Annotated in this window: 13 protein-coding genes; 6 read left to right on the top strand and 7 right to left on the bottom strand. The window is 45.7% G+C overall.

Going from position 1 to position 11,487, the window contains the following annotated elements; all coding sequences use genetic code 11:
• The first annotated feature begins 6 nt into the window (after nucleotides 1-6).
• Nucleotides 7-219, top strand: coding sequence for a hypothetical protein (locus ACO1NU_RS04580; protein WP_448817285.1), 213 nt, complete (start codon nucleotides 7-9; stop codon nucleotides 217-219).
• Between the two features lie 6 nt (nucleotides 220-225).
• Here the strand turns inward: ACO1NU_RS04580 and ACO1NU_RS04575 are convergent, their stop codons facing one another.
• The gene (locus tag ACO1NU_RS04575; protein WP_448817284.1) at nucleotides 226-1,386 is read right to left on the bottom strand and encodes an FAD-dependent oxidoreductase; all 1,161 of its coding nucleotides are present in this window, start codon (nucleotides 1,384-1,386) and stop codon (nucleotides 226-228) included.
• A 257-nt stretch (nucleotides 1,387-1,643) separates the two neighbouring features.
• On the opposite strand from ACO1NU_RS04575, the gene ACO1NU_RS04570 reads away from it, so the two are divergent.
• Nucleotides 1,644-2,456: a helix-turn-helix transcriptional regulator gene (locus ACO1NU_RS04570; RefSeq protein WP_448817283.1), complete on the top strand. Its 813-nt coding sequence runs from the start codon at nucleotides 1,644-1,646 to the stop codon at nucleotides 2,454-2,456.
• Nucleotides 2,457-2,499: 43 nt separating this feature from the next.
• On the opposite strand, the gene ACO1NU_RS04565 is transcribed toward ACO1NU_RS04570, so the two are convergent.
• The 5 genes from ACO1NU_RS04565 to ACO1NU_RS04545 all read right to left on the bottom strand — a co-directional run bounded on the left by ACO1NU_RS04565 (nucleotide 2,500) and on the right by ACO1NU_RS04545 (nucleotide 5,532).
• Nucleotides 2,500-2,886 carry a rhodanese-like domain-containing protein gene (locus ACO1NU_RS04565; RefSeq protein ID WP_448817282.1) on the bottom strand — a complete coding sequence of 129 codons (387 nt, stop codon included), beginning with the start codon at nucleotides 2,884-2,886 and terminating at the stop codon, nucleotides 2,500-2,502.
• Between the two features lie 158 nt (nucleotides 2,887-3,044).
• Nucleotides 3,045-3,743 carry a CPBP family intramembrane glutamic endopeptidase gene (locus ACO1NU_RS04560; RefSeq protein WP_448817281.1) on the bottom strand — a complete coding sequence of 233 codons (699 nt, stop codon included), beginning with the start codon at nucleotides 3,741-3,743 and terminating at the stop codon, nucleotides 3,045-3,047.
• Nucleotides 3,744-3,811: 68 nt separating this feature from the next.
• A complete protein-coding gene (locus ACO1NU_RS04555; protein ID WP_448817280.1) occupies nucleotides 3,812-4,453 on the bottom strand; it encodes a Crp/Fnr family transcriptional regulator in 642 nt (213 codons plus the stop codon).
• 156 nt (nucleotides 4,454-4,609) lie between these two features.
• Nucleotides 4,610-4,858, bottom strand: coding sequence for a hypothetical protein (locus tag ACO1NU_RS04550; RefSeq protein ID WP_448817279.1), 249 nt, complete (start codon nucleotides 4,856-4,858; stop codon nucleotides 4,610-4,612).
• Nucleotides 4,859-5,007: 149 nt separating this feature from the next.
• Complete coding sequence (locus ACO1NU_RS04545; protein WP_448817278.1) at nucleotides 5,008-5,532, bottom strand: VOC family protein; 525 nt, start codon at nucleotides 5,530-5,532, stop codon at nucleotides 5,008-5,010.
• Nucleotides 5,533-5,699: 167 nt separating this feature from the next.
• Here ACO1NU_RS04545 and ACO1NU_RS04540 point away from each other — a divergent pair, with 167 nt between their 5' ends.
• From ACO1NU_RS04540 to ACO1NU_RS04525, 4 genes are all read left to right on the top strand, one after another.
• On the top strand, nucleotides 5,700-6,269 hold the full coding sequence (locus tag ACO1NU_RS04540; protein WP_448817277.1) for a Crp/Fnr family transcriptional regulator: 570 nt from the start codon (nucleotides 5,700-5,702) through the stop codon (nucleotides 6,267-6,269).
• Between the two features lie 52 nt (nucleotides 6,270-6,321).
• Nucleotides 6,322-6,882, top strand: a complete 561-nt coding sequence (locus ACO1NU_RS04535; RefSeq protein WP_448817276.1) for a heme-binding protein — start codon at nucleotides 6,322-6,324, stop codon at nucleotides 6,880-6,882.
• 4 nt (nucleotides 6,883-6,886) lie between these two features.
• Entirely contained in the window at nucleotides 6,887-7,294 is a 408-nt protein-coding gene (gene uraH, locus ACO1NU_RS04530) for a hydroxyisourate hydrolase (protein WP_448817275.1), read from the top strand.
• Nucleotides 7,295-7,426: 132 nt separating this feature from the next.
• A complete protein-coding gene (locus ACO1NU_RS04525; RefSeq protein ID WP_448817274.1) occupies nucleotides 7,427-10,822 on the top strand; it encodes a DEAD/DEAH box helicase in 3,396 nt (1,131 codons plus the stop codon).
• Here the strand turns inward: ACO1NU_RS04525 and ACO1NU_RS04520 are convergent.
• Complete coding sequence (locus tag ACO1NU_RS04520) at nucleotides 10,819-11,280, bottom strand: DUF983 domain-containing protein (RefSeq protein ID WP_448817273.1); 462 nt, start codon at nucleotides 11,278-11,280, stop codon at nucleotides 10,819-10,821. The two genes, ACO1NU_RS04525 and ACO1NU_RS04520, sit on opposite strands and share 4 nt — an antisense overlap.
• Nucleotides 11,281-11,487: the final 207 nt, after the last annotated feature.

Below are 11,487 nucleotides of genomic sequence, written 5' to 3'. Positions count from 1 at the left end.
ACTACTATGAAAGCACCAATCGCCATTATAATAGCAACGCTATACCTGTTCTTGTTCATTATTGCCATACACTTTGAGTTTCCAAAGCCGATGATATTTGGTCTGTTCACATTATCACCGCTTCTGCTGGTATGGGTAGTCATTATGGTATTAAAAGATACCAGTGAAAAATATCCGGACATGAATGAAGACCAGGAATGGGGCTATTTCCATCGGTAAACCCGGTTAACGGTCTCGCTCGGGGTTTATCATCTCAAGCATCAGCCCAATGGGATCATCCGAATGGAGCATCTTCGCACTATCCAGCGTGAGCTGCGTCACGTCCGATGACCGTTTCAGCATTCGCATCTCGTACGCACTAATCGCAGACAACATACCATCATGTCCGGGATCCGATAAACATGCAGCCAGTTCAAAGGCGTCCTGCATCGCCATGTTGACACCTTCGCCCGCATAGGGCGGCATCCGGTGCGCAGCATCCCCGATCATTGTCAAGTTGGGCCGGCTGATCCATTTTTGATCCAGAGGGAAATGATATTGCGGCCGGGGAACAAACCAGGTTTCTTCACCCGCAAATAACTTCTGGAAAACCATATGCCATGAGCCGAAAGCCTCTTGAAACCAGGCAAATATTTCCTCTTTTTTCCTAAAATCAATTCCAACATCTTTAACCCAGGTTTCCGGAACTTTGCACCCCGTGTAAAAGGACAAGCTTCCATCACCTTTAGCACTAAGAATAATAGATTGCTGATCGCCAAATGCAAAAACCTTTCCCCCACTTGTCAGCCGCCAAAGTTCAGGAGCAGATCTTGCCGCTTGACCAATATTTCCTTCAACAATCGTGATTCCTGAGTAGATCGGCTTGACATCGGTGATATAGGAACGGATCTTTGAATTTGCTCCGTCTGCCGCAACAACAATATCCGCATAGGCTGTAGTACCGTTTTTAAAATACAGCCGCCAGCCCTTGTTTTCCTTTTCCATATTTAAGAAATGGCTGTCCCAGACAATGGCATCGCGACTTAAAGAATGAATAAGCAGATCACGCAGGGGACCTCTGTCGATCTCGGGCCTTTGTTCCGGTTGCGAAGCTTCTGCCGTATGATCGTCGAAACCAATGTTCAGATACTTGTCGGTGATCCTTAATCTACCGGCTTCAGGCCTGTAGTGGTCCTGAAACGACTCCATCAGACCAGCCCTTCGAAGCGCCTCCAATCCTGATTCTTCATGAAGATCCAGGGTAGCGCCCTGCTGGCGCACCTCGCTATTCAGGTCGCGTTCGTAAACCTTCACCATAATCCCCTGTAACTGTAAAAGCTTGGCAAGGGTAAGCCCCCCGGGACCTCCCCCTATAATTGCAACGTGTTTGTCTGCTAACAGCATCATCTTCTGATTTAATAAGCATCCCGCCATATACGTGGATGACGACACAAATCTACCTGCTGACTATTAAACAAAATAGTTATATTCAGGAGCAAAACAGTCCCAAACAGTCACAACATGAACATTACGGCTACAGAAAATAAAATACTGGAGGTCTTTGCAAAAATCTGGGCACCAAGGTTTCAAGAGGAAAAGTGGTCATTCCGGAAGAATATGGTTCGGGATATTTAAAGGGATTCATATTCAATCCCCAAATCAGAATGATGATCCGGAATTATGAACTAAAGCAGGACATACTGATCAAACGTCTGAACCAGAATCATCCGGATAGTATGATCCTGTTCCATTTTCAACATATTCAGCACACTAACGACGGTGTAGAAAAAATCGCAGTCAAAAACGATATACCCCTGATCCGGGTGACCACGCGCGGACTCAATTCAGACGTTTTTCTACCCGCATGTGTCAATGAAAGATCCGTTTCAATTTTAATGGATGCAGTCTATCTGAATACATTAATCGATTCCTCGATGGAGAGTACGATACTGAACAGCATCCTTAAAAATGAGCAACCTTTACTTTTCGAAGAGTTGGTATTCCCGTCCCTGCAAAAAATTTTAGATGAGATGGCCAGCATTAGCGTGCCCGACGCATTTTCATTCTTCTATCACAAGCTGAAGGCAGAGGAACTGGTCTGTACCTTGTTGATGGAACTGTTGCAAAGGGAAGAGGTGAGAATGTTCCCGCTGAATATTGCGGACATCAAAACCTTGTACCGCGTGAAAGATCTGCTTTTGCAGAGGCTTGATCAAGCCCCTGCAATTGAAGAGATGGCGAGAGAAGCAAATATGAGTGAGTCTAAACTCACCCGGCTCTCTAAACAGGTCTTTGGTAAAAGCATGTTCAATTATTACCAGAACTACAGGATGACGGAGGCAGCACGACTCCTCAAGAATGAAAGACTCAGTGTATCAGAAGTGGGATACCGCCTGGGCTTTTCTAACTTGAGCCAATTCTCCCGCGTCTTCGAAGAACATCTCGGATTAAAGCCTAAAAAATATAGCTCAAGATGATCAGCAAAGACGATCTGCCGCCGAGTTTGTTCTAGCTACATCCTTACTGTTTCGCACTGTAAACATGCTTCCCCGCCTTTTTCCAGGCTTCTATTCCCCCGTCGAGTCCCGATACCTGAGTAAACCCATTCGCCCGTAGCCATTCGGAGGCCTTCTCACTCCTCACGCCTGAACGGCAATACACGTAGACCGGTTCGGTCCTGGGAAGCTGGCTTATCTTCATCTTGAACTCTTCCGGGCTCTTCCAGTCTGCATTTATCGCGTTTCTAATATGCCCATCTGCAAACTCCTCCGGTGTTCTCACATCAAGAACTATTGCTTCTTTCTTCTTAATCTCTTTCTTAAACTTCTTAACCTTCAAGGCTTCCTGCTGTGCGAAAGCACCGCTAGTCAAAAGAACCCCGAGCATCAACCAAAAAAACTTTTTCATATTCAATTACCTGACGCAATTATAGCTCATTTTAACTCCAAATCAGAAATCCGACAGAATTATCAATCCATCCCGCTCAATCCGGCTCTTTAACTTCGGCTTTGCAATAGACCAGAATATATTGCTGGGTTACATGCATTGCGTGCCGGGAGCCATCATCAAGCCGACTGAACCTGAGCTAAATTGGCCTGCCGGGCTCTTCGTTTTCTAACGACTAAGGTCACGACCCATACACATAAGCACATCGCAAGAATAACCGCTTTGGTCGCATTCAGCTGCGGAAAAAAGTTATTCAAGGAATGAAATGCTGAGACTGCGAGTAAAGAAGACGTACTGTCTGCAACTTTACCAATTCCCCAGCTTCCAAGTACCAATATTCCGAAAAATAACGCGTTAGCACTTGTTAATTCGAAATTCAGATGCCAGACAAACCATAACATCGCAATTATTAATGTACTGGCGAACAATGGTAGCTTCTTCAGTTCCTGCTGCAAAAATCCACGCCAGCCTATTTCTTCCAGAAGGCCATAGATTAAAATTGCAGAGACCGGAATGAATGAAATGGTACCTTTGCTGAGATACTCTGCTGCCGAAATCAGGATGATGGGCAATCCCCAATATAGCATCAGTGGCACGGATAAATTTTTATAGTTTCCCTTTAGTGATAACACCGGCCTGATCTTAAATACGGTAAAACTTACAAGCGCCCCCACTGCAGGACCCGCCCCCTGCAAGATCACCTTCACAAAGGAACTCGTTACCCCCTCAAGTAAACCGGTTTTGTTCGTTAAATAGCGAAGTACAATGGCAACGATATAAAATAAGCCTATAGCCACATAGTTGATCCTGATTTTCATGTTCATCTCGATTACGTTCCCAAAATTAAGTCTGCCTTTACAGTATCCTCTTGACGATGGGTAAGAAATCAAAGTACTTTCTTCCTTATTCTACTCAAACTCTCTGCAGTTACACCAAGATAAGAGGCAATGATCTTAAGAGAAGTCCTCTGTAAGATTTCCGGGCGGTCCCGAAGGAGCTTTACGTATCTCTCAATAGGCGAAAGTGTGAGCAAATTAATCTGTTCCATCTGTTTACGGATGAACATGGCGTCGGCGATCGCTTTCGCAATCAACAGCCCTTTCGTGGATTTTAGGTATAAAGCTTTCAGATCCTGATGGCTGATGGACCATATCACCGAGTTTTCCAGGCTCTCTGTCTTAATAGCGCTTTCCGATTGTGTTAAGAACGACAAGTACTCACTGAAGATTTGATTTTCATAATACAAGCTGATGCAAACATCCTTCCCCTCTGCCGAAACGAAATGAGCAACGGAGCCAGATATCAGGATATTGATATGCTTCTCGGTTTTATAATAATCTTTGATGATCTCACCTCTCCGGAAGGAACGTACTTTCATATACTTTGTAAATTCCGTCCAGAGACTTAACTCTGCGTGATAATATTGGTCAAAGATGCCTTTGACTACTTCGGGCGATGGTTTCTCCATGAATTGATATATCTCTGCCTGCATCAGCCTTTCGAATCGCGAAGTGCTAATCAGCTTCAAGATCCGTCTAATTTATAAAATTTCAACAGCTATCATCTTCGCGGGAAAAGGAGCCCCGGGCAACAACGGCGGAACCCTTTGCGTTCAGGCTTCAGCATGGCGTCATTCTGTACGACACTAAGGGATCTATCGGCGCGTTTACGAAGCCTGGATGGCCTATTCAAGATTTCTGGATCTCAGCTCTGCATCCACAGCTTTTATCTGACTACGATTATTCAACACAAAGAATACAAAAAACAGTGGAAAGAACGTAAAGAACCCCGGTCCGTTTCTCACCGTACTGTAAACCGAAACCCCGATCAAAAAACCACACAGTGCACTATTGATGACTGCACCTTTTTTGAGCTTTTTTTTTTCGGCTAGTAGTTCATCGTCACTTAGTTCAGTTAGTTGTATGTTATCCATTTTTAAGATTGATTGTTTTCCCCCTTTGTTCTCTGCAGAAATCACGTTTTGAAGCATGGTTTTTATGTATTTCTACATCTTCCACCATGTAAATACCTTATCCTGCATGAAAAGATACAAGTTTTCCACGAAGCCCCCAATAAAAAATTCTACTCTATAGGGTAAAAATTCCTGACTCCAATCGGAAATAGAAAGGGGAAATAATCACCGGAATCCCACCTCATCAATTCCGATTCAGCAGAAATATCGAGTTGTTTATCTCGAGACGACTGGCCATTCTGTCTGCGGACTGCTTCCTCGCTAAGGGGATGGAAAAAGTTGACGAGGTTTCCATCCGGATCACGAAATAAGAGGGACCTATTACCCCAGGGCATCGTGGTGGGCGCTTGTACGAGGCAACTCTGGAGAAAGCTCTCCAGGCTGCTGTACACATCATCAACGTTTGGTACCCTAAATTCAATGATCGCTGTCCGGTTCTGGGATGCACTTGCAACTTCTGCACCTCCAAAAAACTGCAGGGTCCTGGTGCTACCTATCGCCAGCGTTGCTGAACTGGTCTTTAATTCAGCAAAATCGTCTGTGTATTGCACGGCCTTCATCCCGGTTACCTGCTCATAAAAACTCACAAGCTTTTTGACATCTTCGGTTATAATTCTAATCGAAATAAGGTTCATTATACTCATCTTTGTTTATCATTAATCATCTACTGAACAAAGATGATTGGAGCTTGTGACAACAGTATGTCAGCAGAATAAACATATATTCAAATAGTCTAAATTCCTTATCTTTCAGCTGATCAGGTATCACTTCCTCAAAGTACTTCTAAGAGAAAATTCAATCTATGTTCGACCTGTTAAAAACGTATATCGCAAGCAGAAGCGACATCTCTGAAGATACCCTGGATCATATTTGCAGTTACTTTATTCCAGTCAGAGCCAAACGAAATCAAATACTCATTAGCTTTAATGAAGTATGTAAAGGCTACTATTTTGTGAACGACGGATGTCTGAGGTTATTTACCTATAATATTGACGGGAACGAGACTACACGATATTTTGGGTTCAAAGGAGGCTTCTGCACAGCCTTGCCCAGTTTTATTCAACAAACAGCGGCTCAGGAATATTTGCAGGCAATATCAAAATCGGAACTCTTGTATATTAGCAGGGCGAACTTTTTCCATCTGGTAGACACTGTTCCACAATTTGCTGCTATTTATCGCGAAATCCTGGAACTTGGATTCATCAACGCGCAAAAGAGAATTTACGGATTTCAGGGTTTCGACGCCGTAGAAAAGGTACGCTGGATTGTTGAATTTCAACCAGAATTCCTGCTGCGCCTGTCTAACAAAATGGCGGCCTCATACCTGGGCATCTCTCCTTCGACTCTCAGTCGCATAAAATCAAGGATCTAAAACCTTGCTCCAGGTCAACGTTTTTTGCAAAAGCGATCTGGATCTTTGTAGTATGACAATCAAAATATTTATTGTTTATCTCTTCTTGGCTATACCTATGGCGGCATCCGCACAGCCGGGAGGACACAAAAAGATCGATGCTGCCAAAGAAGAATCGCAGGCTATGGAAATCAATTCCTATCTGGCAACAAGCAATCAACTTACTTTGAAAGCAGCTTACGCATTAGCAGAAGCTGCAAGAGCTAAAGCCACAGCAATGGGCAAACAGGTATCCATCGCCATTGTAGATCAATCTGGAGTAAGCGTTTATATTAGCCGCGGTGACGGTGTTGGCCCTCATAACACGGAAGCCGCACGAAGAAAAGCGTATACAGCACTCTCAACAAAAACACCAACCCTTACCTTAGCCAGAAGCGCAAAAACGAGTAGGGATAGCGAAAACTTATCTTCTCTTCCCGAATTACTACTGCTTGGCGGAGGCATCCCTCTATGGCACGAAAATACGATAGTAGGGAGTATCGGCGTTGCAGGTGGGGGCAGTGCAGAAAACGACGACCTAATTGCAAGATCAGCAGTATTGCCGATCGCAGATATAACAGTAAAACAAGACTAAAACTATGAAAAAAATGATTTTGGGGATGCTATTTGGGATGATCCTGAATATTGCATACGGACAAGCACAAACCTATCAGCTATCCAGCCATATTCTGGATGTTTCTTCGGGCATGCCTGCCAGCGGCGTTACGGTACAGTTGGAAAAGCTAAATGAAAAAACGAAGACCTGGGCTTTTGTAGACAAGAAAGTAACAGATCAGCAAGGTAGAATTAAAGAGTTTCTTGATCAGCGCCAGCAAAATAAAGGAGTATATAAACTAACGTTTTTCGTTAAGGAATATTTTTCCAGTAAGAATACGGAAAGTTTCTATCCCTTCATTGAGGTCGTATTCCAGATACAGGACGATAAACATTATCATGTACCCATCACTCTTTCAGCATACGGCTATTCAACATACAGAGGAAACTGACAGTAAATAAGAACTTCGCGGTTCTTAATCCCTCCTCCTTCTACATTCCAAATAATTTGTAAGTTTGAACATCTCTCTTTGCTTCCTGTCAAGAGGGTCAGGCATTGAACGCAGCAATGTTAACAGTTTGGAATGCAGCGCAAAAACAACGGTAGGATCACGATAATTCCAGAGGGACAGGGGGCATACTTGCTTCAGGATGTAAGGTTGACAGAGCTCAGCCCCGGTATGGTAACTCAGCTGCGTACTGCGGCTGAAACAGATTTTCTTGATCAGGCCCTCCCCGAACCGAAATACATTCTCGTCAACGAGGCCTGCTTTTTCTTCAGCGAGGCACCAGAGAACGTAATCAGTATCCGGCAACACAAAGAAGGCTTGAGTACCCGGTGCTCCTGCACCATGGCACAAACGGCAATATGCCAGCACCAGGTACAAGTTTTACTCTGTCTCATCGAAAAAGAAGATTACAGGATCTTGTTCGACGATGACCTGAGGCAGTTTAAGCTGCAACGCTTTGCTGCAGACTACGGCTTGCAGGATGACAAGCAGCTCGACCGCTTCTTCCATATGGAATACGCCAACGGGAAACTGTCGATCAAGCCGACCCTCAACAACCTGCTGCCTGTCAGCGATGCCGATCTGCGGACTTATCAGACGCAGTTCAGTCAGACCGCTTCGGAAAAATTATCACAGCAAAACAGCTCTGCCGCAACACACCGGGTGGTGATCTTAAAGCGGCACAAATACTACGGCCACCTGCTGGTTGAGCTGTTTGAAGCCGCACTTACAAAAGAAGGCAAGATTAAGAACCCTGTCAAACCGGTCAATCCACTGGAAAAGATATGGGAAACGGATCATGCCGATGAGATCAAGTTCTATACAGCCCTCTCCAGGTTCCAGAACCAGATTGATCAGGGCGTAAATGAAACAATGATCAAATGCATGAAGGCCATTGTGACGAATCCGCTCGACCTCTCCTTCTATCTGCACGACGGTGATGTCTCGGATAATATTTCCGCGATTTCAGTCGTCCCGGTGCAGATCAGCAAGCAGACGATTCAGCAGATTTCGCTCAGCATCCATCAAAAAGGTCAGTTCTACGAGCTTTCGGCCACTGTCCTGATCAAGGGAGCTCCCCTTGATCTTGCCAAACTGAGCATCAGGCACTCCTGCTTCATACAACAAGCCACCACGCTCTACCTCGTCAGTGATCTGAATACGCTTAATGTAATCAACTTCCTGAAAAGGAAGGGAAACAACCCTATCATACACCGGTCACGCTTCGGCGAGTTCAGAAAGTCGGTACTGGAGAAACAGGAAGAGCGTATGCACATAGACTATACATTCATCCCTGAAGCCACGGAGGTACAAAAGGCCGAAACAGGATTCGATACTGAACTCGAGAAAATCATCTTCCTGTCCGACTTCGGCCAGCACGTCATGATCATCCCCGTAGTCCGCTACGGCGAAGCGGAAATCCCGGTACGTTCGCAGAAGCAGATCTTCGGAGAGGACAGGCAGGGAAACAGCTTCCTGATCCAACGTAATTATGTGGCCGAAGAACAGTTTATCGCCCTGCTGCTCAAACAGCACCCCGATCTCGAAGAACAGCTCGATAATGGCCTGCATTACTTCGATCTTCACAAGAAACACTTTCTCAATGAAGGCTGGTTCCTGCCTGTTTTTGAAGAATGGAGAAGGCTCGGCATCACCATTCTGGGTTTTAACGAGATCAGTGGAAATAAACTGAACGCGCATGGCATCCAGGTTTCCATTAAGGTATTAAGCGGCATCAACTGGTTCAACTCCAACATCAAGGTAAGCTTCGGAAAGACAGCTATCCCCCTTAAACGCATCCACAAGGCCATCCGGGGCAAAACTAAATATGTTCAGCTGGACGATGGCACCCTGGGGATCCTTCCTGAAGAGTGGATCGAAAAGTTTTCTGCTTATTTCAACGCAGGCGAAGTGATCGACAACGAGACGATCCGCATCTCCAAAACGAACTTCCAAATCGCGGATGAGCTCTATGAAGAGCCCTGGTTCACGATGGACGCCCGGCGCGAAATCGACACTCTAAAAAAGAAGTTCGCCAACTTCAGGGGCATCTACCCCGTAGATGTGCCTGCCCAGCTGAAGACCGAACTACGAGACTATCAGAAGGACGGACTCAACTGGCTCAACTTCCTGGACGACTTCAATTTCGGGGGTTGTCTGGCAGATGACATGGGACTTGGTAAAACGATCCAGATCATTGCCTTCATCCTTTCGCAAAAGAACAGAAGAAAGCAGACCACCAACCTTCTGGTTGTACCTACTTCCGTCATCTTCAACTGGACCGCTGAAGTGGCCAGGTTCGCCCCTTCTCTCCGGATTCTGACCCTCCATGGTCCGAACAGGAACAAGGAACTGCATGACTTCGAGAAGTACGATATCGTTCTAACCTCTTACGGTACGATGTTGTCAGACATTAACGAGCTGAAAGAGTATGTTTTTAACTACATTTTCCTCGATGAATCTCAGAATATCAAAAACCCCGAGTCGCAGCGCCATAAGGCGGCACTAAAGCTGCAGGCCCGGAACAGGATCGCAATCACCGGCACGCCGATTGAAAATAACACGTTCGACCTGTACGGACAGTTGTCGTTTGCCTGTCCCGGACTGCTGGGCAATAAGCAGTACTTCAAAGACATCTACTCCACGCCCATCGACAAGTTCAAGGTCACCAAACGCGCCAACGAGCTTCGCGAAAAGATCAGGCCTTTTATACTGAGGCGTACCAAAGAACAGGTAGCTGCTGAGCTTCCTGAGAAAACAGAGATGATCGTGTATTGTGAGATGAATGAAGAACAACGCAAGATCTATGATGCGTATGAAAAGGAGTTCAGAGAATACATATCTGCGCTGGATGAATCGGAACTACCCAAAGCCTCCGTCCATATCCTGAAAGGACTAACCATGCTGAGACAGATCTGCAACTCGCCCGAACTCCTTAAAGGGACGCGTGTAAAAGGCGACTCCTCCTGTAAGATCGATGAGATCATGGAGCAGATCGAATCGAAAGCAGCAAAACATAAGATCCTGATATTCTCTCAGTTTGTGGGCATGCTCGACCTGATCAGACGGGAGCTGCGCAAGCGCGGAACGAAGCATGCTTACCTGACGGGACAAACCATAAACCGGCAGGCCGAAGTGGAGTCTTTCGAGAATGATCCGGAAATACGGGTCTTCCTGATCAGCCTCAAGGCAGGCGGCACAGGCCTAAACCTGACGGCAGCTGACTATGTCTATCTGGTAGACCCCTGGTGGAACCCAGCGGTCGAGAACCAGGCCATCGACCGCAGCCACAGGATCGGTCAGAAAAACAACATCGTTGCTGTGCGGCTGATCTGTAAAGACTCTATTGAAGAGAAGATTATGAACCTGCAAGCTACAAAGAGGCAGCTCACGGATGATCTGATCAAGGTCGACGGAGTCGGACCGAAGTCACTCACGAAACAAGACCTCCTGTCGCTCGTCTTGAATTAGTGACCGTCGCGTCTCGTATACACTTCATCATCAGGACGCGGTGGACGTTGCGCCATCTCAGGATCAAAGCGTAAACCCGGGCTCAGCCAATACATGAGTATCACCCTGGAGTATCGGTAGTTGAACGGCGCTAAAATGATGGCACCAGAAAAGAGGACAATCAGATACAGCCAGGGGTTATCCAGATTGCCGGTAAGCAAATAGGTAGCCACACCGAAAGTAACCAGTTCGGCCACGTTTAATGCATAGCTGACAAACATCGCCACATAGAAATATCCAGGCTCGCGTTCGTAGATCAGGTGACAATGTGAACACTTCTTGTGCATATTCTGCCCTTTGAACCCATACATAGAATTTTCAAAGAGGTCTCCCTGCCGGCAGCGTGGGCATTTAGCCTTCACAGCAGCAGAAAATTCAGAAATGGGTTTATAGGTTACACCTGTGTTGTCTTTGTTCATGTTCTCTTTATTTGTTTGACTTCTCCTAAACTCTTCCGCACCCCAGGCCTGTTCATGAAGATCCGGCTGTTAAGCAATCCTCTTTCCTGACACATCAGCATCAGACAAAAGCTATGCCGTGAGATCATAAAAGAGATCTATGTTTAGTGATGTTGCAAACTTAATCACTTTAACATGAAGATGGGTTGTACTTTTCATTGATTAAGT

The organism is Arcticibacter sp. (genome assembly GCF_053551015.1).
This window is presented reverse-complemented; position numbering and strand designations above follow the sequence as displayed.